The sequence below is a fragment of the Microbacterium terrisoli genome, assembly GCF_030866805.1.
Taxonomy (GTDB): Bacteria; Actinomycetota; Actinomycetes; order Actinomycetales; family Microbacteriaceae; genus Microbacterium; species Microbacterium terrisoli.
On sequence record NZ_CP133019.1, the window covers coordinates 1,640,131 to 1,665,431 of the forward strand.

At 69.6% G+C, this 25,301-nt stretch carries 29 protein-coding genes; 25 read left to right on the top strand and 4 right to left on the bottom strand.

Annotation, left to right across the window (positions count from 1 at the left end; all coding sequences use genetic code 11):
* The 9 genes from QU603_RS07075 to QU603_RS07115 all read left to right on the top strand — a co-directional run bounded on the left by QU603_RS07075 (nucleotide 1) and on the right by QU603_RS07115 (nucleotide 9,156).
* Nucleotides 1–1,209, top strand: a complete 1,209-nt coding sequence (locus tag QU603_RS07075) for a branched-chain amino acid ABC transporter permease (RefSeq protein WP_308493779.1) — start codon at nucleotides 1–3, stop codon at nucleotides 1,207–1,209.
* Nucleotides 1,206–2,054 (top strand): ABC transporter ATP-binding protein, encoded by an 849-nt coding sequence (locus tag QU603_RS07080; protein ID WP_308493780.1) that lies wholly within the window; start codon nucleotides 1,206–1,208, stop codon nucleotides 2,052–2,054. Before QU603_RS07075 ends, QU603_RS07080 begins: the two co-directional genes overlap by 4 nt.
* The gene (locus QU603_RS07085; RefSeq protein ID WP_308493781.1) at nucleotides 2,051–2,761 is read left to right on the top strand and encodes an ABC transporter ATP-binding protein; all 711 of its coding nucleotides are present in this window, start codon (nucleotides 2,051–2,053) and stop codon (nucleotides 2,759–2,761) included. Before QU603_RS07080 ends, QU603_RS07085 begins: the two co-directional genes overlap by 4 nt.
* A 32-nt stretch (nucleotides 2,762–2,793) precedes the next feature.
* The gene (locus QU603_RS07090; protein ID WP_308493782.1) at nucleotides 2,794–3,951 is read left to right on the top strand and encodes an NAD(P)/FAD-dependent oxidoreductase; all 1,158 of its coding nucleotides are present in this window, start codon (nucleotides 2,794–2,796) and stop codon (nucleotides 3,949–3,951) included.
* The gene (locus QU603_RS07095; RefSeq protein ID WP_308493783.1) at nucleotides 3,948–4,190 is read left to right on the top strand and encodes a (2Fe-2S)-binding protein; all 243 of its coding nucleotides are present in this window, start codon (nucleotides 3,948–3,950) and stop codon (nucleotides 4,188–4,190) included. The genes QU603_RS07090 and QU603_RS07095 overlap by 4 nt, the downstream gene beginning before the upstream one ends.
* Nucleotides 4,187–5,575 (top strand): FAD-dependent oxidoreductase, encoded by a 1,389-nt coding sequence (locus tag QU603_RS07100; RefSeq protein WP_308493784.1) that lies wholly within the window; start codon nucleotides 4,187–4,189, stop codon nucleotides 5,573–5,575. The genes QU603_RS07095 and QU603_RS07100 overlap by 4 nt, the downstream gene beginning before the upstream one ends.
* Nucleotides 5,576–5,723: 148 nt before the next feature.
* A complete protein-coding gene (locus QU603_RS07105; protein ID WP_308493785.1) occupies nucleotides 5,724–6,656 on the top strand; it encodes a dihydrodipicolinate synthase family protein in 933 nt (310 codons plus the stop codon).
* Nucleotides 6,656–7,657: a proline racemase family protein gene (locus QU603_RS07110; RefSeq protein WP_308493786.1), complete on the top strand. Its 1,002-nt coding sequence runs from the start codon at nucleotides 6,656–6,658 to the stop codon at nucleotides 7,655–7,657. Before QU603_RS07105 ends, QU603_RS07110 begins: the two co-directional genes overlap by 1 nt.
* Before the next feature lie 23 nt (nucleotides 7,658–7,680).
* The gene (locus QU603_RS07115) at nucleotides 7,681–9,156 is read left to right on the top strand and encodes an aldehyde dehydrogenase (NADP(+)) (RefSeq protein WP_308493787.1); all 1,476 of its coding nucleotides are present in this window, start codon (nucleotides 7,681–7,683) and stop codon (nucleotides 9,154–9,156) included.
* Between the two features lie 18 nt (nucleotides 9,157–9,174).
* On the opposite strand, the gene QU603_RS07120 is transcribed toward QU603_RS07115, so the two are convergent.
* Together QU603_RS07120 and QU603_RS07125 are read right to left on the bottom strand one after the other, a co-directional pair.
* On the bottom strand, nucleotides 9,175–10,158 hold the full coding sequence (locus QU603_RS07120; protein ID WP_308493788.1) for a proline racemase family protein: 984 nt from the start codon (nucleotides 10,156–10,158) through the stop codon (nucleotides 9,175–9,177).
* Between the two features lie 59 nt (nucleotides 10,159–10,217).
* On the bottom strand, nucleotides 10,218–11,156 hold the full coding sequence (locus tag QU603_RS07125) for an ornithine cyclodeaminase family protein (protein WP_308493789.1): 939 nt from the start codon (nucleotides 11,154–11,156) through the stop codon (nucleotides 10,218–10,220).
* A gap of 255 nt (nucleotides 11,157–11,411) precedes the next feature.
* On the opposite strand from QU603_RS07125, the gene rpsP reads away from it, so the two are divergent.
* From rpsP to trmD, 4 genes are read left to right on the top strand one after another with little or no spacing between them, the layout of a single operon-like run.
* The gene (rpsP, locus tag QU603_RS07130; protein ID WP_308493790.1) at nucleotides 11,412–11,825 is read left to right on the top strand and encodes a 30S ribosomal protein S16; all 414 of its coding nucleotides are present in this window, start codon (nucleotides 11,412–11,414) and stop codon (nucleotides 11,823–11,825) included.
* Nucleotides 11,826–11,830: 5 nt separating this feature from the next.
* Nucleotides 11,831–12,061: an RNA-binding protein gene (locus QU603_RS07135; RefSeq protein ID WP_308493791.1), complete on the top strand. Its 231-nt coding sequence runs from the start codon at nucleotides 11,831–11,833 to the stop codon at nucleotides 12,059–12,061.
* Nucleotide 12,062: 1 nt separating this feature from the next.
* Nucleotides 12,063–12,743, top strand: a complete 681-nt coding sequence (gene rimM, locus QU603_RS07140; protein WP_308493792.1) for a ribosome maturation factor RimM — start codon at nucleotides 12,063–12,065, stop codon at nucleotides 12,741–12,743.
* Nucleotides 12,743–13,468, top strand: a complete 726-nt coding sequence (trmD, locus tag QU603_RS07145) for a tRNA (guanosine(37)-N1)-methyltransferase TrmD (RefSeq protein WP_308493793.1) — start codon at nucleotides 12,743–12,745, stop codon at nucleotides 13,466–13,468. The genes rimM and trmD overlap by 1 nt, the downstream gene beginning before the upstream one ends.
* Before the next feature lie 109 nt (nucleotides 13,469–13,577).
* Here trmD and map read toward each other — a convergent pair whose 3' ends face one another.
* The gene (map, locus tag QU603_RS07150) at nucleotides 13,578–14,357 is read right to left on the bottom strand and encodes a type I methionyl aminopeptidase (protein ID WP_308493794.1); all 780 of its coding nucleotides are present in this window, start codon (nucleotides 14,355–14,357) and stop codon (nucleotides 13,578–13,580) included.
* 114 nt (nucleotides 14,358–14,471) lie between these two features.
* Here map and QU603_RS07155 point away from each other — a divergent pair, with 114 nt between their 5' ends.
* The 9 genes from QU603_RS07155 (at nucleotide 14,472) to QU603_RS07195 (ending at nucleotide 21,546) form a co-directional block, all read left to right on the top strand.
* Entirely contained in the window at nucleotides 14,472–14,984 is a 513-nt protein-coding gene (locus QU603_RS07155) for an MFS transporter permease (protein WP_308493795.1), read from the top strand.
* Between the two features lie 197 nt (nucleotides 14,985–15,181).
* The gene (gene rplS, locus QU603_RS07160; protein ID WP_308493970.1) at nucleotides 15,182–15,529 is read left to right on the top strand and encodes a 50S ribosomal protein L19; all 348 of its coding nucleotides are present in this window, start codon (nucleotides 15,182–15,184) and stop codon (nucleotides 15,527–15,529) included.
* A gap of 96 nt (nucleotides 15,530–15,625) precedes the next feature.
* Nucleotides 15,626–16,381: a signal peptidase I gene (lepB, locus tag QU603_RS07165; protein ID WP_308493796.1), complete on the top strand. Its 756-nt coding sequence runs from the start codon at nucleotides 15,626–15,628 to the stop codon at nucleotides 16,379–16,381.
* Nucleotides 16,378–17,031, top strand: coding sequence for a ribonuclease HII (gene rnhB / locus QU603_RS07170; RefSeq protein ID WP_308493797.1), 654 nt, complete (start codon nucleotides 16,378–16,380; stop codon nucleotides 17,029–17,031). Before lepB ends, rnhB begins: the two co-directional genes overlap by 4 nt.
* 53 nt (nucleotides 17,032–17,084) lie before the next feature.
* Nucleotides 17,085–17,405 carry a DUF2469 family protein gene (locus QU603_RS07175; RefSeq protein WP_308493798.1) on the top strand — a complete coding sequence of 107 codons (321 nt, stop codon included), beginning with the start codon at nucleotides 17,085–17,087 and terminating at the stop codon, nucleotides 17,403–17,405.
* A 110-nt stretch (nucleotides 17,406–17,515) separates the two neighbouring features.
* Complete coding sequence (locus QU603_RS07180; protein WP_308493799.1) at nucleotides 17,516–17,884, top strand: YraN family protein; 369 nt, start codon at nucleotides 17,516–17,518, stop codon at nucleotides 17,882–17,884.
* A complete protein-coding gene (locus tag QU603_RS07185; protein WP_308493800.1) occupies nucleotides 17,875–19,404 on the top strand; it encodes a YifB family Mg chelatase-like AAA ATPase in 1,530 nt (509 codons plus the stop codon). The genes QU603_RS07180 and QU603_RS07185 overlap by 10 nt, the downstream gene beginning before the upstream one ends.
* Complete coding sequence (gene dprA, locus QU603_RS07190; protein ID WP_308493801.1) at nucleotides 19,401–20,600, top strand: DNA-processing protein DprA; 1,200 nt, start codon at nucleotides 19,401–19,403, stop codon at nucleotides 20,598–20,600. Before QU603_RS07185 ends, dprA begins: the two co-directional genes overlap by 4 nt.
* Nucleotides 20,601–20,616: 16 nt before the next feature.
* Nucleotides 20,617–21,546 (top strand): tyrosine-type recombinase/integrase, encoded by a 930-nt coding sequence (locus QU603_RS07195; protein ID WP_308493802.1) that lies wholly within the window; start codon nucleotides 20,617–20,619, stop codon nucleotides 21,544–21,546.
* Nucleotides 21,547–21,569: 23 nt separating this feature from the next.
* On the opposite strand, the gene QU603_RS07200 is transcribed toward QU603_RS07195, so the two are convergent.
* Entirely contained in the window at nucleotides 21,570–22,187 is a 618-nt protein-coding gene (locus QU603_RS07200; RefSeq protein ID WP_308493803.1) for a murein hydrolase activator EnvC family protein, read from the bottom strand.
* A gap of 332 nt (nucleotides 22,188–22,519) precedes the next feature.
* Between QU603_RS07200 and rpsB the strand changes: the two genes are divergently transcribed.
* The 3 genes from rpsB to pyrH all read left to right on the top strand — a co-directional run bounded on the left by rpsB (nucleotide 22,520) and on the right by pyrH (nucleotide 25,239).
* A complete protein-coding gene (gene rpsB / locus QU603_RS07205; RefSeq protein WP_308493804.1) occupies nucleotides 22,520–23,488 on the top strand; it encodes a 30S ribosomal protein S2 in 969 nt (322 codons plus the stop codon).
* Between the two features lie 96 nt (nucleotides 23,489–23,584).
* On the top strand, nucleotides 23,585–24,412 hold the full coding sequence (gene tsf, locus QU603_RS07210) for a translation elongation factor Ts (RefSeq protein WP_308493805.1): 828 nt from the start codon (nucleotides 23,585–23,587) through the stop codon (nucleotides 24,410–24,412).
* Between the two features lie 107 nt (nucleotides 24,413–24,519).
* Nucleotides 24,520–25,239 carry a UMP kinase gene (pyrH, locus tag QU603_RS07215; protein ID WP_308493806.1) on the top strand — a complete coding sequence of 240 codons (720 nt, stop codon included), beginning with the start codon at nucleotides 24,520–24,522 and terminating at the stop codon, nucleotides 25,237–25,239.
* The last annotated feature ends 62 nt before the right edge of the window (nucleotides 25,240–25,301 follow it).

Genomic DNA, 25,301 nt, shown 5'->3' on the forward strand with positions numbered 1-25,301 from the left:
ATGTCGGCAACGCTGGACGCCGCGCTCAAGCACGTCACCCTTCGGGCACCGGCACCCGAATTCGAACGTCCTCGGCCGCCGCGCGGCATCCTGTCGTCGCAGACCGGATTCCTGCGCGCACTGGGAACGCTGTCCATCATCCTGGTTGCGGTGCTGCCGTTCCTGGACTCGTCGCGGTACCTGATCTCGATCGCCACGAGCGCGCTGATCTACATCATGCTCGCGATGGGGCTGAACGTCGTGGTCGGCTTCGCCGGCCTTCTCGATCTCGGCTACATCGCGTTCTTCGCCGTCGGCGCGTATGTCTCAGGCATCTTCACGACCACGTTCGGATGGCCGATGTGGGCGGCGCTGCCGGCGACGGTCCTGGCCTGCATCGTGGCCGGCATCATCATCGGGGCTCCGACCCTGCGCCTGCGCAGCGACTATCTCGCGATCGTGACGCTCGGCTTCGGTGAGATCATCCGCATCACCGCGAACAATCTGGAGGTCACCGGCGGGCCCAGCGGCATCCACGGCATCCCGACGTGGACCTTCGGCGGCTGGAGTTTCGCCGACGGATTCACGGTGGGGAGCATCTTCTTCCCTCCGTACGTCGTCTTCTACTACTTCGTGGCGCTGGTGGTCATCGTCGTGGGCGTCGTCGGTGCCGGTCGACTCGGCAAAGGCAAGCTCGGTCGGGCATGGAAGGCGGTTCGCGACGACGAGGACGCGGCCGAGGCGATGGGGATCAACACCTACATCGCCAAGATCTCCGCCTACATCATCGGCGCGGTATGGGCGGGACTGGCCGGTCAGCTCATGGCGACGCAGCTGTCGGCGATCAGTCCGAACAGCTTCCAGTTCCTGTATTCGGTGCTGATCCTGATGGCCGTGGTCCTCGGCGGCATGGGATCCACCCCGGGCGTGATCATCGGTGCACTGTTCGTCTCGCTCGCGCCCGAGGTGCTGCGTGACTTCTCGGAGTGGCGCTACCTCATCTTCGGTCTGCTGCTGGTGGTCACGATGCTGTTCCGGCCCGCGGGGCTGTGGCCCGCCACCGCCGTGCTGCCGTGGCTCAAGCGCGGCAAGCCCGCGCCCCCGCCGCCGACAGACACCATCCGGGTGGTCGAGACGGATGCCGCCGCCGATCGGTTCGCGCACGATGATCCCGAGCTGATCGAGGATGACGCCCCCGACCGCCCCGACCAGGACGGAGACCGCTCGTGAGCAGCCTGCTGGAAGTGTCCGATCTGCGACTGCAGTTCGGTGGTGTGAAGGCCGTCGACGGGCTGAGCTTCGAGGTGCGCGAAGGCGAGATCCTCGCTGTGATCGGACCGAACGGCGCGGGAAAGACCAGCGCCTTCAACTGCATCTCGGGCTTCTATCTGCCGACGTCGGGATCTGTCGTGTTCGACGGGAAGCGCATCGTTCGACCGGTTCCCGATGCGCTGCGTGCGATGAGGCTGGCGCCGCTGCTGCAGAGCTTCGGCTTCTATCGCGTGCTGCCCTCGCGGGTCACCAAGTGGGGAATGGCCCGCACGTTCCAGAACCTGCGCCTGTTCCGCGAACTCAGCGTGCTGGAGAACGTGAAGACCGCGATGCACGCGAATCTGCGTGAGGGCTTCTGGTCGACCCTGCTGCATCTGCCCCGATACCGTCGGGCAGAGGCCGCGTGCACACGCGAGGCGCAGGGCTGGCTCGATTTCGTCGGATACGAGAACGACGAGAACCTGTATGTCACGCAGCTGCCGTACGGCGAGCAGCGTCGGGTCGAGATCGCCCGAGCTCTGGCGACCAGCCCTCGACTGCTGCTGCTGGACGAACCGGCGGCGGGGCTGAACTACAGCGAGAAGCAGGCTCTCATGGCTCTGATCCGCCGCATCCAGCAGATGGGGGTGGCGGTCGTGCTCATCGAGCACGACATGGGCCTGATCATGGAGTTGGCCGAGCGCATCGTCGTGCTCAACTACGGCAAGGAGATCGCCGACGGCACGCCCGACCAGATCAAGAACGATCCGGTGGTGATCGAGGCCTATCTGGGCGTCGACGACGACGAGGAGGAGGCGCGATGAGCCGGCTGGAGGTGGCGGGCGTCGACGTCTATTACGGACGTGTGCACGCGCTGCGCGAACTGAGCTTCGTCGTCGACGAGGGCGAGATCGTCTGCCTGCTCGGCAACAACGGTGCCGGCAAGTCGACGACGATGAACATGCTCTCGGGCCTGGTGCGGCCCAAAGCCGGGACGGTGAGCTGGGACGGACTGGACCTTGCCACGGCCAAGCCCTGGACGATCGTGTCGGCCGGTCTTGTGCAGGTGCCGGAGGGGCGTCGCATCTTCTCGACGATGACCGTGCACGAGAACCTGCTTCTGGGCAGCCACACGGTGAAGGACCAGAAGGCGATCGCCGGTCGTATCGACGACGTCTATCAGCTGATGCCGCGGCTGGCCGAGCGCCGCAAGCAGCAGGGTGGCACGCTGTCCGGCGGCGAGCAGCAGATGCTCGCGATCGGACGTGCGCTGGTCACCGGGCCCAGGCTGCTGCTGCTGGACGAGCCGTCGATGGGCCTTGCCCCGCTCGTGGTCAAACAGGTGATGCAGATCATCTCGACCGTCAACGAGCGGGGGACCACCGTGCTCCTGGTCGAGCAGAATGCGCGTGCGGCGTTGAAGATCGCCGACCGAGCGTATGTGGTGGACACGGGACGGACCACGGCGGAGGGCCCGGCGGTGGAGCTCGCGCGCGACCCGCGCATCATCGAGGCGTATCTCGGCGGCTGATCGGCGGGATAACGGGGGAGAGAGGAGCGCAGATGCGGATCGTCGTGGTCGGAGCCGGTGCCGTGGGCGCCGCCAGCGCACTGGCCCTGACCGAAGCCGGTGCCGACGTCGTGGTCGTGGACCGGACAGGTGTGGCAGGCGAGACCTCGAGTCGCTGCGAGGGCAACATCCTCGTCTCCGACAAGGGGCCGGGCCCCGAAGCGCAGCTGGCGATCGTGGCCAACCGCGTCTGGCGCGAGTGGGCACAGCGGCTGGACGCCGAGCGGCGCCCCGGGCAGCCGACGACGGAGTTCGATGCCAAAGGCGGTGTCGTCGCGACCTTCCCCGGTGGGGAAGACGGACTGCTGTCGTTCGCCGCCGGGCAGCGCGGCATCGGCGTGCACGCAGAGGTCGTCGACGCGCAGCGCCTGCGCGAGTTCGAGCCGTCGCTCTCGCCGGAGGTGGCCTGCGGCGTGTGGTACCCCGATGATGCGCAGGTGCAGCCGAGTCTGGCCACGCAGGCGATGATGTCGCGCGCGGTGGCGCTGGGCGCGGGCCTGCGTCGCGAAGAGGTGGTCGGCGTGCGCATCGCGCGCGGTCGCATCCGGGCGGTGCGCACCGACCGCGGCGAGATCGAGGCGGACGCCGTGGTCAACTGCGCGGGTCCCTGGGCGGGCGAGGCGGCGCAGCGACTCGGCGCGCACCTGCCGATCCTGCCGCGACGGGGGACGATCATCGTGACCACGCCCATGCCCCAGCGCATCTTCCACAAGGTCTACGACGCCGATTATGTCGGAGCGGTCGCCTCCGGTGACGCCGATCTGCAGACCTCGACCGTGGTCGAGTCGACGCCCGCCGGCACGGTGCTGATCGGCTCGAGCCGCGAGCGCGTGGGCTTCTCGACCGACAACACGCTGCCGGCGCTGGCCGAGATCGCAGCCAAGGCCGTGCGGCTCTTCCCGTTCTTGAGCCAGACGATGGTGCTGCGCACCTATGCCGGCTTCCGTCCGTATGCGCCCGATCATCTGCCGGTGATCGGGGAGGATGCCGCGGTCCCGGGACTGTTCCATGCGGCCGGTCACGAAGGAGCCGGCATCGGGTTGGCGCCGGCCACCGGCCTGCTCATCGCGCACGCGGTGCTGGGCACCGTCGCCCCCGTCGATCCCACGCCGTTCCTGCCGAGCAGGTCGACGCTCGCGGTGGCGGCATGAGTGTCATGATCCGGGTCGACGGCGAAGAACTGCACGGACGGGACGGGCAGACGATCGCCGGCGTGCTGCTGGCGTCGGGGCAGCGCAGCTGGCGTACGGCTGCCGGCGCGCCGCGGGGAGTGTTCTGCGGCATCGGGGTGTGTCAGGACTGCCTGGTCACCGTCAACGGCGTCGCGGGCGTGCGCGCCTGCCAGCGCACCGCCGTCGACGGCGACGTCGTCGAGAAGGAGTCGCGATGACGACTGTGGCGATCCTGGGCGCGGGCCCGGCCGGACTGGCCGCGGCGCAGTCTGCGCTGGCCGCCGGCGCAGACGTGGTCGTCGTGGACGAAGCAGAGCGGATCGGCGGGCAGTTCTGGCGCCACCACGACACGCTCACCGACCGGCGCATGCAGCACCAGTGGGCGCGGTTCGAACGGCTGCGCGCACTGCTGGACCCGGCAGGGACGGCCGCATCGGCGGGGCGGGTCGTCGTGCATTCGTCGGCCAGCGTGTGGCGCATCGAAACCGGCGCCGGCATCCGCGTGCACGCACTGGTGGGACCCGCCGACGCAGCTGCGCGGCAGGGGCTGACGATCCAGGCCGACGCGCTCGTGATCGCCACCGGCGCGCATGACCGTGCGCTGCCGGTGCCCGGGTGGACGCTGCCCGGTGTCGTCACCGCGGGGGCTGCGCAGGCGATCGCCAAGCGCGACGGCGTGGCGATCGGGCGGCGCACCGTCGTGGCAGGAGCCGGGCCGTTCCTGCTCCCGGTGGCCTCGAGTCTCGCTCTGGCAGGTGGCAGCGTCGTCGAGGTCGTCGAGGCGACACGTGCGGCGGCTCTGGTGGCCGGCTGGGCGCGCGCACCGTGGCGGCTGGCCGGCAGCGCGCCGGCGAAGGCACCGGAGCTGTGGGACTACGTGTCCGGCCTCGTGCGCCGTCGCACGCCGTACCGCACCGGCAGTGCGGTCACCCGCATCCACGGCCGCGGTCGGGTCGAGGCCGCCACGATCCAACGCATCGACGGTGACTGGCGCCCCATTGTGGGCACCGAGCGCCTCGTGGAGTGCGACGCCGTCGCCCTCGGGCACGGGTTCACCCCGCGGTTGGAAGCGGCTATCCAGGCGGGCTGTGACATCCGTCCCGACCGATTCGTGGCCGTCGACCAGCAGCAGGCCACCAGCGTTGCAGGTGTGTATGCCGCGGGGGAGGTCACCGGTATCGCCGGGGCCGACGCGGCGCTGGCCGAGGGGGCGGTCGCCGGCTTCGCGGCGGCGGGCGGCGACCCGACAGATGCCCGCATCCGACCCGCGCGGCTCGTGCGGCGCCGTATGCACGCCTTCGCCGAGCGACTGAAGACCCACGACATCCGACCCGGCTGGAAGGCATGGCTCGACGACGACACCGTCATCTGCCGCTGCGAGACCGTGACCCGCGCTCAGATCGCCGAGTACGCAGGCGCATCGAGCCGCGGACTGCGGTTGGCCACGCGCGCGGGCCTCGGGGCGTGCCAAGGGCGGACGTGCGGACGCACCGTCGAGGAGCTCACGGGAGTGCGGATCGGCTACGACGCGCGGCCGGTGCTCGGATCGGTGCGCGTCGGTGAACTCGCAGCCGTCCACGCCGAACGCGTCGACGCAGGCTGACCCCGACGATCGACCACTTGTGAGCACGCGCACCGAGGGGTAATATGTTACATATTACTTGGGCCGGGCCGGCGTCACTGCTGACCCGAGACCGCACTGAGGACCACGGCCGCTCGCTGCCGGCGAAGACAACCAGAATGGAAGCACCATGACCACTCGCACGATGGATCTGGGCGGCGTCGTCGTCGCCACCGCCCTCGCATTCAAAGAAGACGCCGCCGCGCCGGCGGGCCTCGCCGTGGACTATGACAAGTTCGGAGAGCACGTCGACTTCCTGATGTCGAACGGATGCCGCGGAGTCGGCCCCAACGGCTCTCTGGGCGAGTACTCGTCACTGACCGACGACGAGCGCCGCAGGGTCATCCAGGTCGCCGTCGACGCGGTGGACGGACGGGGCATCGTGATCGCCGGCGCACACGGGATCGGCAGCCATCAGGCTCGGCAGTGGGCCGAGTACGCGGCCGAGGACGGCGCCGACGGGGTGCTGCTGCTGCCCCCGATCGTCTACCGTGCGAACGAGCGCGAAGTGCTCGCACACTATGAAGAGGTCGCGAAAGTCGGCATGCCGATCATGGCCTACAACAACCCGTTCGACACGAAGGTCGACCTGACGCCTGCGCTGGTCGCCCAGATCGCGCAGATTCCCGAGGTCGTGGCGATCAAGGAGTTCTCGGGCGACGTGCGCCGCGTGTATGAGATCAAAGAGCTGTGCGACATCGACATCATCGCCGGTGCCGACGACGTGCTGCTCGAGCTGATGATCAACGGTGCGGTCGGCTGGTTCGCCGGCTACCCGAACGCTTTCCCGCGCGAGGCGGTCGAGCTGTACACCCTGCTCGCCGACGGCCGCTGGCAGGAGGCGAAGTCGCTCTACGAGCAGCTGGTCACCGTCTTCCGGTGGGATTCGCGCACCGAGTTCGTCCAGGCGATCAAGCTGTCGATGGACATCTGCGGCAACTCGTACGGCGGGCCGACCCGTCCGCCGCGCGGCCCGCTGACCGCCGAACAGCGCGCACAGGTCACCGCCGACACCGAGCGGGCTCTGGCGGCCCTCGCGGCACGATCCGCGGCGGTCGCCTGATGCGTGCGCGCCGGGTGATCTCGGCCGTCGACTCGCACACCGAGGGCATGCCGACGCGCGTGGTCACCGGCGGGGTCGGCCCGATCCCCGGCGCGACCATGAACGACCGCCGGCTGTACGCGATGGAGCACCTCGACGGGTTGCGCGGTCTGCTCATGAACGAGCCTCGCGGACACGCGTCGATGTCGGGCGCCCTGCTGCAGCCGCCCGCGCGCGAGGACGCCGACTGGGGCGTGGTCTTCATCGAGGCCAGCGGCTTTCTGCCCATGTGCGGTCACGGCACGATCGGGGTCGCGACGGTGCTCGTGGAGACAGGCATGGTGGCCGTCACCGAGCCGGTGACCGAGATCCGACTGGACGTCCCGGCGGGGCTGGTCATCGCGCGCGTCGAGGTCGAGGACGGCCGGGCACGGCGCGTGACGATCGAGAACGTGCCCAGTTTCGTCGAGCGGCTGGATGCCACGATCGAAGTCCCCGGTCACGGCACCGTGCCGTACTCGATCGCGTTCGGAGGCAACTTCTACGCGCTCGTCGACCTGGACGACGTCGGGCTGCCGTTCGATCGCGCCCGGCAAGACGACATCCTGCGCTGCGGCCTGGCGATCATGGACGCCATCAACACGCAGCGACCTCCGCACCACCCGGTGGTGGGCGGCACCGACCACGTGCACCACGTCGAGTTCATCGCGCCGGGGTCCAACGCTGTGCGTTCGCGGCACGCGATGGCGATCCACCCCGGGTGGTTCGACCGCTCGCCCTGCGGCACGGGAACCAGCGCCCGCATGGCGGAGCTGCACGCACGCGGGCAGCTCGCCCTGCACACCGACTTCGTGAACGAATCATTCATCGGCACGGAGTTCACCGGGCGGCTGGTGGGCGAGACCGCCGTGGCGGGCATTCCGGCCGTCATCCCCACCCTCACCGGGCGTGCGTGGGTGACCGGGCTCGGACAATACTTCCTGGACGACACGGATCCCTTCCCCGAAGGCTTCGTGTTCTGACCCGCACCGATGCAAGGAGCAGCATGACCGACATCGACCCGATAGCACAGCGAGCCGCCGAGGCTGCAGCACCGTACGCGGCGGTCGCGCCCGCCCGCCGAGCGGCTGCGCTGGTCTCGGTCGCCGACGCGCTGGATGCCGCAGCCTCGGACCTGATCTGCGTCGCGATGGGCGAGACCGGGCTGTCTGAAGCGCGATTGACCGGCGAAGTGCGGCGCACCTCGGGGCAGCTGCGGCTGTTCGCCGAGGTCGTCGTCGACGGCGGCTACCTCGACGCGCGCATCGACGAGGCCGACCCCGACTACGCGATCGGGGCCCGGCCCGACGTTCGCCGCGTGCTCGAACCGGTCGGGCCGGTCCTGAACTTCGCGGCCTCGAACTTTCCGTTCGCATTCTCGGTTGCAGGCGGCGACTCGGCTGCGGCGCTGGCGGCCGGGTGTCCGTTGATCGTCAAGGCTCACTCGGGGCACCCCGAGCTTTCGCGCCGCACCGCAGCGGTGGTGGCTGCCGCCCTCGCCGACGCCGGCATGCCCGACGGAGTGTTCCAGCTCGTGGAGGGCCAGCAGGCAGGCGTGGATCTGCTCGAGGACGACCGCATCCGCGCCGGGGCGTTCACCGGATCGACACACGTGGGACGGATGCTGGCCGACATCGCCGCCGCCCGCCCGCGCCCGATCCCGTTCTTCGGCGAGCTGGGCAGCGTCAACCCGGTGTATGTGACGGCAGCTGCCGCGGCATCCGAAGCCGACCTGGTCAGCGGGTTCGTCGCCTCGGTCTCCGGCTCTGCCGGACAGCTGTGCACCAAGCCCGGATTCCTGTTCGTGCCGCAGGGGGCAGACCTCGGAGATGTGAGGGCGGCGGTCGCCGACATCGAGGCCCACCGGCTGCTGAACCCCGGAATCGGCCGGGGCTATGCGCAGCGACGCGATGCGGTGCTGGGAGCCCCCGGAGTGCGCGTACTCGCAGAAGGAACGGTGCGCGAGGAGAACGGGCAGCGCTTCGCGACGCCCACCGTCGTCGAAGTCGATCTCGAGACGCTGCGTGCGCACCGCGACGAGCTGCTGGACGAGACGTTCGGTCCGCTGTCGATCATCGTGCGGTACCCGGATGCTGCGGCTCTGCCGGACGTGCACCGCGACCTGTTCCCGGGAAACCTCACCGCGACCCTGCACGCCACCGACGCCGACGCCGGCGACGTCCGCGATCTGGTGGACGCGCTGGCGGCCACGAGCGGACGGGTGCTGTTCGGCGGATGGCCGACCGGTGTGTCGGTGACTTCGGCGATGCAGCACGGCGGGCCGTTCCCGGCCACCACAACCGATGCGACCAGTGTGGGCACCGCGGCCATCACGCGCTTTCTGCGCGGGGTGTCGTACCAGAACGCCCCGCAGTCGCTGCTGCCGCCGGCGCTGCGCGACGACAATCCCTGGGATGTGCCTCAGCATCGACGTGCGGCGGGTGCATCCCAGCGTTGGGGGAGCCTGACCGGCGCCATCTGATCGCAACGGGAACGTCGCTCAGCGCAGGCTGAATCCCTGCGGCAGAGGATCGCCCTCGTCCAGTTCGAAAGTGCTGGCACCCACCCGATGCGCCATCCCGGTGACCTCGGGAATCACTCCGTGCGCGGTGTGGGCGGCCACGCGCGCCGTGAAGCGCGTGCCGATGAGGGAGTCGTGGGTGAGCTGCTCGTGGTCGGCGAGCTGTCCCGACGCCGACAGCAGCGCGACCCGCGCGGCCGTGCCCGACCCGCACGGACTGCGATCGACCTCGCCGTCGGCGAACACCGTGACGTTGCGCTGCCAGGGTCCGGTCTCGGTGCGTCCGAGATCGTCCACGAGGATCGTGCCGTACACGCCCGACAGTCGGTCATCGTCCAGTCGGGCAGCCGGGTGCTCGTCCAGCGCCCACTTGATCTCCCGCCCGATGCGGATCAGCTCCGCCGTGTCGTCGGGGCGCACGGTCAGGCCGACCGACGCTGCCGGCAGCGTCGCGTACACCGCGCCGCCGAAGATGAGATCCACCGACACGGTGCCGCGGCTGGTGGGCAGCAGGATGCCGCGGGCCAGCACGCGCGATTCGACATTGCGGAACACGACCGACCTCGTGCGTCCACCCGATCGTTGCACCCGGGCCTGCACACGGCCGCTGGGCACGTCGATCGTCACGATCGCCTCGCCGTCATCGACCCGTGAGACTCGACCCGTGCGCACGGCCCACGCGCCCAGCGCGATGGTGCCGTGCCCGCACGCGGTCGAGAAGCCGTCCTTGTGCCAGAACAGCACTCCGAAGTCGGCGCCGTCGTCATCGGGCGGAGTGATGAATCCGCCGTACATGTCGTCGTGGCCCCGTGGCTCGAGGCACAGGAATCTTCGCACGTCGTCGGCGGGACCCGTCAGGGCGTTCACGCGCCGCGAGGCCACATCGACACCCTCTGTGGGAACGCCCTCCACGATGCGGAACGGCTCGCCGGCGGTGTGCCAGTCCTCGGTGCTCCACCGCATCGCGGCCTCCTTCAGACGTGATGATCGTGTTGGTCGTGCGGTCGTGCGGTCGTGCGAACTCAGAGCCGGTCCATGACCAGCCGGGCGACGGCGAGGTCCTGCCAGCCCATGCCGCAGGTCTTGATCACGCGCGGCCGATCTCTGGCCGCGACGAAGCCCTCGGCGAACACCTCGCGGAACTCGACCACCTCATCGGTCGCGAGCGCTCCGTCGGCGACGGCGAGGATGACGTCGCCGGCCTCGGTGCGGGCGACGTGCGCGGTCTCCACGACCACCTGGGCCCGCCCCAGCAGTGCCGCGGGCAGTTCGCGGCGTGCCGGGTCGTGCGAGCCGACCGCGATCACCGTGGCCTGGTCGCCGACGGAGGCCGCTTCGAACAGCGGCTCACCGGCGGTCGTGGCGCACACGATCAGGTCGCTGCCGGCGAGGTCGTCGATGGTGCCGGGGACGATTTCGGCATCGGGTGCCAGTTCGCGCGCGGCAGCACAGGCGCGCCGGGTGCGTACGGGGTCGCGGCCGATCATGCGCACGTGCTGGATTGGGCGGATGGCGGCGAGGGCGCCCACGTGGGCCACCCCCTGCGGCCCGGTTCCGAAGATGACCGCGGTCGCGGCATCCGGGTCCGCCAGCACGTCGGCTGCGGCGGCGCTGACCGCCGGCGTGCGCAGGGTCGTCAGTGTCGTGCCGTCCAGCACCGCGACAGGGGTGAGCGTCGCCGCGTCGATGACCACGTAGAGCGCCTGGATGCGTGGCACCGTGCGACCCGGCACGTCGGGGGAGACCGTTGCCAGCTTCTGACCCACGACGCCTCGCAGCGCCGATGGCATCAGCAGGAGCTGGCCCGTGGGCACGTCGACGATGGAGCGCGCGGGGTCGTCGGAGGGGTCGAAGCCGCCGCGCACGACCGATGCGATGGCATCGATGGCCTCGCGCAGGGACACGAGGCGCAGCAGTTGATCGCCGTCGATCAGCCGAAGGGAGGAGACGAGTCCGGGCATGTCCACATCCTACGAGGTAATGCATCACGTAGCACCGCGGCAGGCCGCCGAGGCCATGACACCGCGAAGTCGACCGCGGATGTCGCCTCCGGACCGCTCGGTTCGCGGCATCCCTTCGGATCTGGCAGAATTGAGGTTTGGAACGCCGCTCGACCCTCTATCCGGCGTGCGCTTCCACCTCAGAGCTTCCCGCCGGGTGTGCACCCCACGCTCCAGGCGACCGGTTCATCGCTTCCATACACATTCAGGAGAATCGTGGCTGTCAAGATCCGTCTCAAGCGGCTCGGCAAGATCCGTGCCCCGTACTACCGCATCGTCGTCGCCGACTCGCGCACCAAGCGCGACGGCCGCGTGATCGAAGAGATCGGAAAGTACCACCCCACCGAGGAGCCCTCGTTCATCGAGGTCGACTCCGAGCGCGCGCAGTACTGGCTGGGTGTCGGTGCGCAGCCGACCGAGCAGGTGCGTGCCATCCTCAAGCTCACGGGTGACTGGGGCAGGTTCAAGGGCGACGCGAACGCCGTGTCGACCGTGAAGGTCAAGGAGCCCAAGGCCGCGTTCGAGGTCGACTCGTCGAAGAAGTCGGTCATCAAGCCCAAGGCGGACAAGAAGGCAGAAGCCCCCGCCGCAGCTGACGCCGAGGCCGCTGCCGCGGCCGACGCCGAGTAACCCTCGTGCTGGCCGCCGCGCTCGAGCACGTCGTCAAGGCGATCGTGGATCACCCCGACGAAGTGCGCATCGATGAGTCGACGTCGCCTCGCGGCGACGTGCTCGAAGTGCACGTGCACCCGGAGGACCGGGGTCGTGTGATCGGGCGCGGCGGTCGCACCGCCAAAGCCCTGCGTACTGTCATCTCCGCTCTCGCAGACGGACGACGCGTTCGCGTCGATGTCGCGGACGACTGAGATGACGACGCAGGATCAGCCGGACGAGGGCGCAGCCGTCGCGCCGGCGAAGAAGCGCACGCCCAAACCCGTCGGCACCCAGCTGCGGGTGGGACGCCTTCTGAAGGCGCACGGGCTGAAGGGGGCATTGAAGCTCGAGCTGTACACCGACGACCCGGACGGGCGCTTCGTCGCCGGTGCGACGTTCACTCTGCAGGTGCCGGAGTCCTCGCCCTGGCACGGCAGGTCGGTGACCGTGCGCGAGTTCCGGTGGATGAACTCGCACCCCGTGGTCTTCCTCGAGGGCGTGAACGACCGCACCGCAGCCGAGGAGCTGGTCAAGGCGATCCTGTGGATCGAATCCGACCCGTCGCAGCCCGCAGAAGACGACGCCTGGTACGACCACCAGCTCGTGGGTCTGGAGGTCGTGCGCGACGGAGAGGTCGTCGGACGTGTCGCCCGCGTCGACCACCTGCCCGCCCAGGACCTGCTGATCGTCACGCACGGCGATCGCGAAGTGCTGGTTCCGTTCGTGAAGGCCATCGTGCCGGTGGTGGATGTCGCGGCCCGACGCGTGATCGTCACCCCTCCGACGGGACTGTTCGAGGAGGTGCCTGCGGACGACGATGAGGATGCCGCGGCCGGTGCGCCGTCGCGGGCTGAGAAGGACCCGCCGCGCGGGGCCGGCGCGCAGGACGACTGATGCGCATCGACGTCGTCACGATCTTTCCGGCGTTCTTCGACGTGCTGGAGGTCTCGCTGCTCGGCAGGGCCCGGGCCAGCGGTCTGCTCGACGTACGCGTGCACGATCTGCGCGACTGGACGCACGACCGGCATCGCACGGTCGACGACACGCCCTACGGCGGCGGCGCCGGCATGGTCATGAAGCCCGAACCCTGGGGCGAGGCGCTGGATGCCGTGATCCCGGCCGATCCGGCCGCTGAGCGAGCCGAAGGCGAGACGCAGCGCCCCACCATCGTCTTCCCTTCACCGGCAGGCGAGCTGTTCACGCAGGCGATGGCGCGCGACTTCAGCACCCGCGACCATCTCGTGTTCGGATGCGGCCGCTACGAGGGCATCGACGAGCGCGTGTTCGACGACGCCCACACCCGCGGCGAGGTGCGGCTGGTGAGCCTCGGCGACTATGTGCTCAACGGGGGAGAAGTCGCCGTCATGGCGATGATCGAGGCGGTCGGACGGCTGATCCCCGGCGTCGTCGGCAACCCCGAGAGCCTGATCGAGGAGTCGCACGAGGACGGCCTGCTCGAATACCCGAGCTACACGAAGCCGGCGCTGTGGCGAGGCCGTGAGGTGCCGCCGATCCTGCTCAGCGGCAATCACGGTGCGATCGCGCAGTGGCGCCGCGAGCAGCAGATCGTCCGGACGCGCGAGCGGCGCCCGGACCTGCTTGCGGGCGACGACGCCTGACCCGCGCGCGGTCGACGGAAGGACTTTCAGCCGAGACGAGGGCTTTCGGGCGCCGAGAGTCCTCATCTCGGCGGATTGCCCTCGCGCCGGCAGGCCGGTCCGAGCCGGATCAAGCGCCGATGTGCGAGCGGTCGGTCAGGACGATCGGGCCGTCTGCGGTGATCGCGATCGTGTGCTCGGAGTGGGCGCCGCGAGAACCGTCGGCGCTGCGCAGGGTCCAGCCGTCGGCGTCGGTGATCAGCTCGTCGGTGGTCGCCAGGAACCAGGGCTCGATCGCGATGACCAGTCCCTCGCGCAGTGGGTAACCGCGCCCGGCGCGGCCGTCGTTGGGCACGTGCGGGTCGCCGTGCATGATGTGGCCGACGCCGTGTCCGCCGAAGTCGGTGTTGATCTCATAGCCGTCGCCGTGGGCGACCGCGGCGATCGCCGCCGACAGGTCGCCGATGCGGTTGCCGACGGTCGCCGCCGCGATCGCAGCATCCAGTGCCTTCTCGGTGGTCTCGATCAGCGCGAGATCCTCGTCGCGCGGGGTGCCGACCACGAACGACACCGCTGAGTCGGCGACCCAACCGTCGATCGAGACCGCGAAGTCCAGCGAGACCAGGTCGCCGTCGCGCAGCGCGTAGTCGTGGGGCAGCCCGTGCAGCACGGCGTCGTTGACCGACGTGCAGATGACCTTGCCGAACGGGCCGGAGCCGAACGAGGGAGCGTAGTCGATGTAGCACGATTCGGCGCCGGCTTTGCGGATCAACTCGTGAGCGCGCTTGTCGATCGTCAGCAGGTTCGTGCCGACCTTCGTGTCGTCGCGAAGCGTGGCCAGGGCTTCTGCCACGAATCGGCCTGCCGGTCGCATCTGCTCGATCTCGGCAGGGGTGCGCAACTCGATCATCGTGTTCCTCTCGTCGTGTCCATTCTCGCGGATGCCGGGGGCGCCCGCTGTGAATCGCCCGCGGCTCGCCCACCGGCCGGCCTGCCGTACATCCCGCGAAGGTACGATCTGAGCATGTGGATGCGACGCGGCTTGTTCGCCTGGCTGCTGCCGGCGGCGATCGTCCTGCCGGTGTGGTTGGTGGTGGGCTGGGCGATCTTCAACGCGGGTGGATGGGCGTTTCTGGGGGTGATCTTCTTCGCAGCCCCGGCGGTGCTGGTGGGCGAGGTGATCATCGCGCTGCTCATTCGCGCACGGCCGACGGTGCGATCCTTCCGTGCGGTGTCGTGGTGGGATGCGCTCTGGATCACGGTCTGGCACCTGCTGGTGATCGCGTACGGGCTGTTCCTGCAGGCGGCGTTCGCTCCGATTCTGGTCGGCGCGATCATCGCCTTCCTCGCGCTGTTCTGGTCGTCGCTCGCCCAGCTGTGGAACGAGGCACGCGGGTCGTTCTCTCGGCTGTCACCGGGCAGCGGGCCTGCGGATGTGCCGCATGAGGAGACGCTCCGGCAGCGCGGCAGCGCGCACGCCGACGTCATCGTCGTCAACGAGGTCGGCCGACCCGGCGACGGGCGCTCCGCGCACTGACATCGGGCGCCGTGCGCGCGGAGACCGCCGTGACGTTTTGGTGCGGGGTGCTGTCCATGGCAGAATGATTGTTTGTGCCCGCGCACCGGTTCTGCCTCAGGGGAGCCCGCGCATCGTCCTGATCGCGCAGCGAGCACCGAATCTCTTATCCCATTCACTTCGCGGTCGACCTGTGGCGGCCGCAGAGAGACATGATCATGCAGATCCTCGACGCCGTCGACGCGGCATCCCTCCGCTCCGACATCCCCGACTTCTTCCCCGGTGACACCGTCAAGGTGCACGTGAACATCACCGAGGGCAGCCGCTCCCGTATCCAGGTCTTCCAGGGCGTGGTGCTGGGTCGCTCCGGCGATGGTGTGCGTGAGACGTTCACGGTGCGCAAGATCAGCTTCCAGGTGGGCGTGGAGCGCACCTTCCCGGTGCACAGCCCGGTGATCGACCGCATCGAGGTCGTCACCCGCGGCGACGTCCGCCGCGCGAAGCTGTACTACCTGCGCAACCTGCGCGGCAAGAAGGCCAAGATCAAGGAGAAGCGCGACCGCTGATCCGGTTCGACCACGCCCCGAGGCTTTGGCCCGGGGCGTTGTCGTTTGCCGGGGTGAGAATGTGCGACGCTGTATGGGCAACGACGAGGGGCACGGATGATCGAGAAAGCCGCGACGGCGCTTCCGACGAGGGGCGCCTCGAAGCGTCGCGGCACGTGGGCGTTCGTGCGCGACATCATCGTGATCGTCGTCATCGCGCTTCTGGTCTCCTTCCTGGTCAAGACCTTCCTGGTCCGCTCGTTCTACATCCCCTCCGGGTCGATGGAGAACACGCTGCAGATCAACGACCGCATCCTCGTGGACGAGATCACCCCGCGGTTCGCGGGCTACCAGCGCGGCGACGTGATCGTCTTCCGCGATCCGGGCGGTTGGCTGCCGCCGGCGACAGAGCACCCGTCCCGCTCCTGGATTGTCGAAGCCGTCGACTGGACGCTGTCGTTGGTCGGTCTGTCGGCCCCCGACAGCGACGACCATCTCATCAAGCGCGTGATCGGGCTGCCCGGCGATCACATCACATGCTGTGATGCGATCGGCCACATCACGGTCAACGGCGTGCCCATCGACGAGTCCGCCTACCTCGACCTGCAGGCGGGTGAGACGGTCCCCGAGGTCGTTCCGTTCGACGTGACCGTGCCGGCGGGCTCGCTGTGGGTGCTCGGTGACAATCGTGACCATTCGCGCGATTCCCGCTACAACCAGGATCAGCCGGGCAAGGGCTTCGTGCCGGAGGCCAATGTGGTCGGCCGTGCCTTCTTGATCACATGGCCGTTCTCACGCTTCGGCCTCATCGACTTCCATCATGAGGTGTTCGCGGGAGTGCCCGCTGCCAAGGCGTCGAGCTCGTCGCCATGACCGTCGTCGAGCCCCGGCTGACCCTCGAGCGGCGTCTGCTGCGCGAGCATACGGTCATCATCGCCTGCGACGAGGTCGGGCGGGGGGCGCTGGCGGGTCCGGTGGCAGTGGGGGCCGCGGTGGTCGGGCCGCGCACGTCGCGCAGGCGGGTGCCGCAGGGACTGCGCGACTCGAAGCTCGTTTCCGAGATGCGGCGCGCTGAGGTCGCCGCGCGCGCGGCGGACTGGGTGGATGCCACGGCGGTGGGCTGGTCCACGGCTGCCGAGATCGACGAGGTCGGCATCATGCGCGCCCTGGGCCGGGCCGCACTGCGGGCGATCGAGCAGCTGCGGGGGGTTGTCGCCTTCGACGGAGCGCTGGTGCTGCTGGACGGCAACTACGACTACATCTCCGCCTGCGGGGGAACGCTGCCGGTGCGCACCCAGATCAAAGCCGACCGGGACTGTGCGAGTGCGGCGGCCGCCTCGGTCGTGGCCAAGGTCGCACGCGACGCACTGATGGTGGGGCTGCACACCGAGCACCCCGCCTACGAGTGGTCGCACAACAAGGGCTACGCGAGCCCCGCGCACCGGGCCGCGATCCGTGCTGTCGGGCTGAGTCCGTACCACCGCGCGTCGTGGGCCATCTCGGACGCACCGACGCTGTTCTGAGTGGATGTCGCGGTGGCGGGATCGGCGTGCCTGCGACCTAGGATGGACTCACCATGGATGACGACTTCGACGACTATGACCGCGAGCTCGAGCTGGCGCTGTACAAGGAGTACCGTGACGTCGTCTCGCAGTTTCAATATGTGATCGAGACCGAGCGCCGGTTCTACCTGGCCAATGAGGTCAATGTCGTCCGCCGCGACACCGAGCACGATTTCTACTTCGAACTGTCGATGAAGGATGTCTGGGTGTGGGACATCTATCGGGCCGACCGATTCGTGAAATCGGTGCGGGTGCTCACGTTCAAGGACGTCAACGTCGAAGAGCTGCAGCGGCGCGATCTGCACCTGCCCGAAGAGCTGTCGCTGGACTCCTGACGCTGCGGCGCCTCCTCCCCAGAACGGCCTGATCGGCCGATCCGCGTGATCCATCCCCCGTCGCTCGATCGTGTGCTCGGCCGACGGCCCGTGCGCGAAACGATGCCTTCATGGCAGCGAAAGACGACCTGGGCAGAGCGGGGGAGAACCGTGCGGTTGCGCACCTGATCGCCCGCGGTTTCGGCGTGCTCGAGCGCAATTGGCGCTCGAGCGACGGCGAGATCGACATCGTGGCGCGCACGGGGGACTCGCTCGTGTTCGTGGAGGTGAAGACCCGGCGCAGTGACGGTTTCGGCGACCCGCTCGAGGCGGTGGATGCGCGAAAGCGCGCGCGCCTGTGGCGCCTGGCGCACGCGTGGGAGCTCGAGCATCGCGACCAGGCGCGCGGGTGCGGGCGTCGATTGGACGTGATCGGCATCACCGGGGCAGACCCCTCCCGTGGGCGCCTGGAGCACATCGAGGACGTGTCATGGTCGTGACGCGGACGTGGGCGGTGGCGCTGTCGGGGCTCGACGGCACGCTGGTCGAGGTCGAAGCCGATCAGAGCCGGCAGATCCCCGACTTCCAGATCATCGGGCTGCCCGACAAGGCGCTCGGCGAAGCCGTGCAGCGCGTGCGCAACGCGAGCGAGAACAGCGGCCTGACGCTGCCCAAACGGCGCCTCACGGTCAACCTGTCACCGGCCAGCCTGCCCAAGCAGGGCTCGGGGTTCGACCTGGCCATCGCCATGGCCGCGCTGGCGACCGATGGGCTGATGGATCCTGGGTCGATAGCGACGACCGCGCACATCGGTGAGCTCGGACTGGACGGACGATTGCGACCGGTGCCGGGCGTGCTGCCCGCGGTGCGCGCCGCCGCTCGTGCCGGCGTGGAGCATGTCGTGGTGCCGTGGGCCAACCGCGCCGAAGCGGAACTGGTCGCAGGCGTCAGAGTGACCGGGGCGGTGAGCCTGACCGATGTGGCGCGGCTGCACGGAGCCGAGCTGCCCGACGGCCCCGACTGCGAACCGGTGGCGGCACCCGAGGCGGCAGCTGAAGAGTCGCGCACGTACGAACTGGCTGACGTGATCGGGCAGCCCGAGGCGGTGGAGGCGCTGATCATCGCCGCTGCCGGCGGCCATCATCTGCTGATGACGGGACCGCCGGGAGCCGGCAAGACGATGCTCGCCCAGCGGCTGCCCGGCATCCTGCCCGCGCTGGACGACGAATCGGCATTGGTGGCGGCATCCATACGCTCCCTGTCGGGGCAGCCCGTGCTGCGGCTGGACCGCACCGCCCCCTTCGAGGCGCCGCACCACAGCGCGAGCCTTGCGGCCCTGGTCGGCGGCGGCTCGCGGGTCGTCCGCCCCGGGGCCATCGCCCGCGCCACCGAGGGCGTCCTGTTCTTGGATGAGGCAGGCGAGTATCACGCCGGCACGCTGGATGCTCTGCGCCAGCCGTTGGAGACGGGATCGATCGTGATCCACCGGGCGGGCTTCACCGCGTCGTTCCCGGCGCGATTCCAGTTGGTGCTGGCCACCAACCCGTGTCCGTGCGGAAACTACGGCGTGCGCGGGGCGGTGTGCACCTGCCCGCCCATCGCGATCCGGCGCTACCGCAGCCGGCTGTCAGGTCCCTTGCTGGACCGGGTCGACATCGAGGTCATGATGGCTCGGGTGCTCGTCGCCCATCACGAGGGCGCGGCGGCCGGCGTGACGACCGCTCAGGCACGCGATCGGGTCGTCGCGGCACGCGATCGCGCCGCATATCGGCTGCGCGACACACCGTGGACGCTCAACTCGGCGGTCTCCGGTTCATGGCTGCGGCTGGGCCCGCTCGCGCCGGAGCCGATCGTGCGACGGTCGTTGGATGCCGCGCTGCACCGCGGCTCGCTCACGCTGCGCAGCTACGAGCGCATTTTGCGGGTGGCGTGGAGCATCGCCGACCTGGCCGGTCGCGACCGACTGGGCGTGGACGAGATCGGTCGAGCGCTGTTTCTGAAGAAGGGAGTACGGTCATGAGCGCCTTTCGATGGAGGGATGACGCGGCTGCGTCGGTGGGGCCGCTGCTGGTCGCGGATCGAGGCGACGAGGTGCATCGGGTGCGCGCATATGCCCGTGCGGTGTGGAGCTGCCTGGTCGAGCCCGGAGACGGCGTCGCCGGTGCGCTGATCGCCACCCTCGGTCCGGTGCATGCGCTGCAGGTGGCCATGTCGGTCGCCGGCGGCGCTGCGGGTGCCGGAGTGTCGCGTGAGCAGCTGCAGCAGGGACGTGAACGATGGCGACCGCGACTGGTCGCCGAGGCGATCGCGTTCGCCCTCGAGACGGCGGCCGGCACCGGCATCCACCTCATCTGCCCTGAAGACGACGTGTGGCCGTCGGCGCTGGACGACTTGGGACCGCACGCACCCGTGTGTCTCTGGGTGCGTGGGGACCCCGCACGGCTGCGGCAGCTGGATCCGGCGGTGGCGATCGTCGGCGCACGCGCGGCCAGCGGCTACGGCGAACAGATCGCGTCGGAGTTCGCCGCGGCGCTGACCGGGCGGGGGATCACCGTCGTCTCCGGTGCGGCATACGGGATCGATGGTGCCGCCCACCGCGGCGCGTTGTCAGCCGGCGGCATGACGGTCGCGCTGCTTGCCGGAGGCGTGGACCGTCCGTACCCCGCCGGCCACAGTGACCTGATCGATCGGATCGCCCGCACGGGTGCCGTGATCGGCGAACTGCCGTGCGGCAACGCGCCCACCAAGTGGCGATTCCTGCAGCGCAATCGGCTGATCGCCGCTCTGGGGTCGGCCACTGTCGTCGTCGAAGCCGGTGCCCGGAGCGGCTCGCTGAACACCGCCGGGCACGCCGCCGACCTCGGGCGTGCGCTCGCAGCGGTGCCGGGGCCGGTCACCAGCGGGTCGTCGGCGGGCTGCCACCGGCTGCTGCGGGAGTTCGACGCACGGTGTGTGACGACGGCGGACGAAGTGGCCGAGCTGCTGGGGATGGGCAACGCCCAGGACGGGATGCTCGCGGGCCCGTGGACCGGCGATGACACCCGACTCGCAGACGCGCTCAGCGGTCGCGCATGGCGTGATGTGGACGACCTGGCCCGCCGCAGCGGCATGGCGCCCGACGAGATCCGCAGTCGACTCGGGTTGCTGGCGTTGACCGGTGCGGTGGAGGGTGACGGGTTCCGATGGCGGCGCGCCGCGAGCCGCCGGACGCGGTGACGGCCATGCTGGAGGGATGAGGATCAGCGCTGCAGTCGAGGCGTACGCGCGGTATCTGTCGGATGTGCGCCGACTGGCCCCCGCGACGATCAGGGCCTACCGTGCGGATCTTGCCGACCTGGCCGCCCACACGGCCGACGCGGAGCTCGCCGACGTGGACATCGAGACGCTGCGGGAGTGGCTGTGGGCGTCATCGCAGGACGGTGCCTCCCGTTCGACGCTGGCGCGACGCACCGCATCGATGCGGGGCTTCTTCGGCTGGTGCGACGAGATCGGGGAACTCGACGCCGACCCGAGCGTGCGGCTGGTGGCGCCCAAGCGCGGACGCACGCTGCCGAAGGTGGCGACCGCGCAGGCGATGTCGCAGGTCCTGGATGCCGCAGCGGAGGCATCGGCGGCCGATGCCTCGGCTGCCGCCGACCCGGTCGCCCTGCGGGATCGGGCCGTGCTGGAACTGCTCTACGGCGCCGCGCTGCGCGTGTCGGAGCTGTGCGGCCTCGACGTGGACGACGTGGACCGCGATCGCCGCACGGCACGCGTGCTGGGCAAGGGCTCCAAAGAGCGCGTGGTGCCGTTCGGCCTGCCCGCCGGGCTCGCCCTGGACGCGTACCTCTCTCACGGGCGTCCGGCTCTTGCCGCGCGAAACGCCGCCGGAGCCGGCGGCGCCGCTCTGTTCTTGGGCACGCGCGGCGCGCGCTTGGGACCGCGGTCGGTCTACAGCCTCGTCTCGCGGGTCATCGGACCGATCGTGGGGGAGCGGACCATCGGACCGCACGCGCTGCGGCACTCGGCGGCGACGCATCTGCTCGATGGCGGGGCGGACCTGCGCAGCGTGCAGGAGATGCTCGGGCACGCGAGCCTGGGGACCACGCAGATCTACACGCACGTCTCCAGCGAACGGCTTCTGGCGACCTATCGCATCGCGCACCCGCGCGCGCAGCGCTGACGGGCAGCGCTGACGGGCTGCGCTTACGAGCAGCAGGGCAGCAGCACCGCCCGTGGGATGCCGCCGAGCAGAAGCATCGGGTTGATGTACTGGCCGTACCGGCGTACGCCGAAATGCACGGTGCCGGCGGCCGCATGTCCTCCGGTCGAGATCGTCCCGAGCTCTTGCCCGCGCGCGACGCGCGAGCCGACCGTCAGCTGCGAGGCCACCGGCTCGAGAGTGGTGACCAGCCCATCGCCATGATCGATGGTGATGAGCGGACGACCGGCCACCGACCCGCGGAACGCGACGACCCCGTCCGCCGGCGTGCGCACCGTGTCGGTCGACAGCGGTGCCAGGTCGATGCCGCGATGGCCAGGTCCGTACTCGTGGGCGGGAGCCACGTACGCCCGCGTGATGCGGAACGCCGTCAACGGCCACACCCAATCGTCGAGCACTGCGTCGCCCTGCCCCTGTCCGCTCGCGGGGATGCTCGGGGCGACGGGGGCTAGGACCTCATGCGGCGGCGCTGCGGACGACGCCGCGAACGCCGCCGTCGACGCGGCCGAGGGAGCTGAAGCCGCGCCCAGCAGCGGCACGCTGAGCGCCACCGTGAGGGCGATCCGAGCTCCCCGCTGCCGCAGCGGACGAAGTGCGGTCATGTCCCGAGCCTGCACGGCCTTCCGGCCGCTGCGCGCCGGCGGAGCACGATCTGTGGACACACCGCGTGATGCCCGGATCGGCGCGGGCCGGGGGAGGAGGCGCTGATCGTGCGGACTCCGGCGCGGCATCCCTCTCCTGATACACTGAACACGCACCTCGCATGTCGAGGTGACTACGCGTGCCCACAGCGCCGGCTTCGCCAGGCGTGGCAGCATCCCCCAACGGTCCTCAGAACGAGGCGGGGAGTGCGCCGGGCACCAGGCTCGGCGGGACATCTTCCGCCGGAGAGAACCGAAAGCGGCGCACACGCGCCGAGAACAGGAGCACGGCCATGGCCGTCGTCACGATCCGCCAGCTGCTGGATGCCGGCGTACACTTCGGACACCAGACCCGTCGGTGGAACCCGAAAGTGAAGCGCTTCATCCTCACCGAGCGCAGCGGCATCCACATCATCGACCTGCAGCAGTCGCTGGCCTACATCGACCGCGCCTACGAGTTCGTCAAGGAGACCGTCGCCCACGGCGGCACGATCCTCTTCGTCGGCACCAAGAAGCAGGCGCAGGAAGTCCTGGCCGAGCAGGCCACGCGCGTGGGCCAGCCCTACGTGAACCAGCGCTGGCTCGGCGGTCTGCTGACCAACTTCAGCACCGTCAGCAAGCGCCTGCAGCGCATGAAGGAGCTCGAGGAGCTCGACTACGAGAACCCCTCCGAGAGCGGCTTCACCAAGAAGGAACTGCTGCTGAAGAAGCGCGAGCTCGACAAGCTGCACAAGTCACTGGGCGGCATCCGCAACCTGCAGAAGACGCCGTCGGCTCTGTGGGTCGTCGACGCCAAGCGCGAGCACCTCGCCATCGACGAAGCCAAGAAGCTGGGCATCCCGGTCATCGGCATCCTCGACACGAACGCCGACCCCGACGAGATCCAGTACCCGATCCCGGGCAACGACGACGCGATCCGCTCGGTGAGCCTGCTCACCCGTATCATCGCCGACGCCGCCGCCGAGGGCCTGATCCAGCGCCACCAGCCGGCAGACGAGGCGGCCGAGCCCGCCGAGCCGCTGGCCGAGTGGGAGCGCGAGCTACTCGAGCAGGGCGCACCGGAGCAGTCGTCTGCCTCCACCGAGAAGGTGGCCGACGTCGCCGAGGCGAAGGAAGAGGCCGCAACGGTCGAAGCCGAGGCCGCCGAGGCTGCCGAGAAGACCGCCGCCGCCGAGGCTGCCGAGACGCCTGCTGAGGTCGAGACGGCCGAGGGTGCAGACGAGGCCGCGAAGGCCGAGGAGCCTGCCGCTTCGGCAGAGTGACCGACCCCACACATCTTCGAACGGCTCGCGGGGTCATCGGCAGATGATTCCGCGAGCCGCATCCATGAGAACACCACACACAAGGAGCCGCCACCCATGGCAAACTTCACCATCGCCGACATCAAGGCGCTGCGCGAGCAGCTCGGCACGGGCATGGTCGACACGAAGAAGGCGCTCGAAGAGGCCGACGGAAACATCGAGAAGGCCGTCGAGATCCTGCGTCTGAAGGGCGCGAAGGGCAACGCCAAGCGCGCCGACCGTTCCACGAGCGAGGGCCTGGTCGTCGCCCGTGAGGGCGACGGCAAGGTGACTCTGATCGAGCTCGCGTGCGAGACCGACTTCGTCGCCAAGAACGACCGCTTCATTGCGCTGGCCGACAAGGTCGCCGACGCCGCCGCGGCCGTTGCCGCCGACTCGGCCGAGACCGCATTGGCCGCCCCGGCCGGCGACCAGACCGTCGCGCAGCTCATCTCTGAAGAGGCCGCGATCATCGGCGAGAAGGTCGAGCTGCGCCGGGTGCGCACGCTCTCGGGCGACAAGTTCGAGGTGTACCTGCACAAGACCAGCAAGGACCTGCCTCCGCAGATCGGCGTGGTCGTCGCCTACACCGGCGACGACGCGGTCACCGCCCGCAGCATCGCCCAGCACATCTCGTTCGCCAATCCGTCGTATCTCTCGCGCGAGGACGTGCCCGAGGCCGACGTTCAGAAGGAGCGCGAGATCGTCACCGAGATCTCGCGCAACGAGGGCAAGCCCGAAGCGGCGCTGCCCAAGATCATCGAGGGCCGCGTGAACGCGTACTTCAAGCAGGTCGCGCTGCTCGAGCAGGATTACGCGAAGGACAACAAGCAGTCGGTCGCGCATGTCGCGAAGGACGCCGGTATCACGGTGACCGACTTCGCTCGGTTCAAGGTCGGCGCGTAAGACCGCGCAGGGGCCCGCATCGCAGACGAGATGCGGGCCCCTTGCCATGCCCGTTCGCTACAGTGTGATCGCGACGAGAGAGCGTGGTCGCGACGAGAGGAAGACACGTGATCAATGAGGCCACCGGACGCCGCCGCGTCCTGCTGAAACTCTCCGGTGAGGCGTTCGGGGGTGGCGCGCTGGGCGTGAACCCCGACGTCGTCGGTCAGATCGCCCGCGAGATCGCGGCGGCCGTGGACCGCGTCGAGATCTCGATCGTCGTCGGCGGCGGCAACTTCTTCCGCGGCGCCGAGCTCAGCCAACGCGGCATGGACCGCGGCCGTGCGGATTACATGGGCATGCTCGGCACGGTGATGAACGCGCTCGCCCTGCAGGACTTCCTCGAACAGGCCGGTGCCGCCACGCGCGTGCAGTCGGCGATCCAGATGACCCAGGTCGCCGAGCCCTACATCCCGCTGCGGGCCGAGCGTCACATGGAGAAGGGCCGGGTGGTGATCTTCGGTGCCGGGGCGGGACTGCCGTACTTCTCGACCGATACCGTCGCCGCACAGCGCGCGCTCGAGATCCGCGCCGACGAGGTGCTGGTGGCCAAGAACGGCGTGGACGGCGTCTACACCGCGGATCCGAAGAAGGATGCCTCGGCCACCCGCATCGACCGCATCACGTATCTGGATGCCCTGCAGAGAGGCCTGAAGGTGGTCGACTCGACCGCGTTCAGCCTGTGCATGGACAACAGCATGGACATGCGCGTGTTCGGCATGGAGCCGGCGGGGAACGTGACCCGGGCGCTGCTGGGCGAGCAGATCGGCACGCTCGTGACCGCGTGATCATCCGTGGCAGGCGGCCGAGGGCCGCGCTCTGACTAAACTAAGGCGGGAACGCCTGACCG

What these genes read in the sequence shown, in the direction of transcription:
- QU603_RS07075 (WP_308493779.1), top strand. Translation starts at nt 1, where the DNA reads ATGTCGGCAACGCTGGACGCCGCGCTCAAGCACGTCACCCTTCGGGCA.
- QU603_RS07085 (WP_308493781.1), top strand. Translation starts at nt 2,051, where the DNA reads ATGAGCCGGCTGGAGGTGGCGGGCGTCGACGTCTATTACGGACGTGTG.
- QU603_RS07090 (WP_308493782.1), top strand. Translation starts at nt 2,794, where the DNA reads ATGCGGATCGTCGTGGTCGGAGCCGGTGCCGTGGGCGCCGCCAGCGCA.
- QU603_RS07095 (WP_308493783.1), top strand. Translation starts at nt 3,948, where the DNA reads ATGAGTGTCATGATCCGGGTCGACGGCGAAGAACTGCACGGACGGGAC.
- QU603_RS07100 (WP_308493784.1), top strand. Translation starts at nt 4,187, where the DNA reads ATGACGACTGTGGCGATCCTGGGCGCGGGCCCGGCCGGACTGGCCGCG.
- QU603_RS07105 (WP_308493785.1), top strand. Translation starts at nt 5,724, where the DNA reads ATGACCACTCGCACGATGGATCTGGGCGGCGTCGTCGTCGCCACCGCC.
- QU603_RS07110 (WP_308493786.1), top strand. Translation starts at nt 6,656, where the DNA reads ATGCGTGCGCGCCGGGTGATCTCGGCCGTCGACTCGCACACCGAGGGC.
- QU603_RS07115 (WP_308493787.1), top strand. Translation starts at nt 7,681, where the DNA reads ATGACCGACATCGACCCGATAGCACAGCGAGCCGCCGAGGCTGCAGCA.
- QU603_RS07120 (WP_308493788.1), bottom strand. Translation starts at nt 10,158, where the DNA reads ATGCGGTGGAGCACCGAGGACTGGCACACCGCCGGCGAGCCGTTCCGC.
- QU603_RS07125 (WP_308493789.1), bottom strand. Translation starts at nt 11,156, where the DNA reads ATGCCCGGACTCGTCTCCTCCCTTCGGCTGATCGACGGCGATCAACTG.
- rimM (WP_308493792.1), top strand. Translation starts at nt 12,063, where the DNA reads ATGACGACGCAGGATCAGCCGGACGAGGGCGCAGCCGTCGCGCCGGCG.
- trmD (WP_308493793.1), top strand. Translation starts at nt 12,743, where the DNA reads ATGCGCATCGACGTCGTCACGATCTTTCCGGCGTTCTTCGACGTGCTG.
- map (WP_308493794.1), bottom strand. Translation starts at nt 14,357, where the DNA reads ATGATCGAGTTGCGCACCCCTGCCGAGATCGAGCAGATGCGACCGGCA.
- QU603_RS07155 (WP_308493795.1), top strand. Translation starts at nt 14,472, where the DNA reads ATGTGGATGCGACGCGGCTTGTTCGCCTGGCTGCTGCCGGCGGCGATC.
- rplS (WP_308493970.1), top strand. Translation starts at nt 15,182, where the DNA reads ATGCAGATCCTCGACGCCGTCGACGCGGCATCCCTCCGCTCCGACATC.
- lepB (WP_308493796.1), top strand. Translation starts at nt 15,626, where the DNA reads ATGATCGAGAAAGCCGCGACGGCGCTTCCGACGAGGGGCGCCTCGAAG.
- rnhB (WP_308493797.1), top strand. Translation starts at nt 16,378, where the DNA reads ATGACCGTCGTCGAGCCCCGGCTGACCCTCGAGCGGCGTCTGCTGCGC.
- QU603_RS07175 (WP_308493798.1), top strand. Translation starts at nt 17,085, where the DNA reads ATGGATGACGACTTCGACGACTATGACCGCGAGCTCGAGCTGGCGCTG.
- QU603_RS07180 (WP_308493799.1), top strand. Translation starts at nt 17,516, where the DNA reads ATGGCAGCGAAAGACGACCTGGGCAGAGCGGGGGAGAACCGTGCGGTT.
- QU603_RS07185 (WP_308493800.1), top strand. Translation starts at nt 17,875, where the DNA reads ATGGTCGTGACGCGGACGTGGGCGGTGGCGCTGTCGGGGCTCGACGGC.
- dprA (WP_308493801.1), top strand. Translation starts at nt 19,401, where the DNA reads ATGAGCGCCTTTCGATGGAGGGATGACGCGGCTGCGTCGGTGGGGCCG.
- QU603_RS07195 (WP_308493802.1), top strand. Translation starts at nt 20,617, where the DNA reads ATGAGGATCAGCGCTGCAGTCGAGGCGTACGCGCGGTATCTGTCGGAT.
- QU603_RS07200 (WP_308493803.1), bottom strand. Translation starts at nt 22,187, where the DNA reads ATGACCGCACTTCGTCCGCTGCGGCAGCGGGGAGCTCGGATCGCCCTC.
- rpsB (WP_308493804.1), top strand. Translation starts at nt 22,520, where the DNA reads ATGGCCGTCGTCACGATCCGCCAGCTGCTGGATGCCGGCGTACACTTC.
- tsf (WP_308493805.1), top strand. Translation starts at nt 23,585, where the DNA reads ATGGCAAACTTCACCATCGCCGACATCAAGGCGCTGCGCGAGCAGCTC.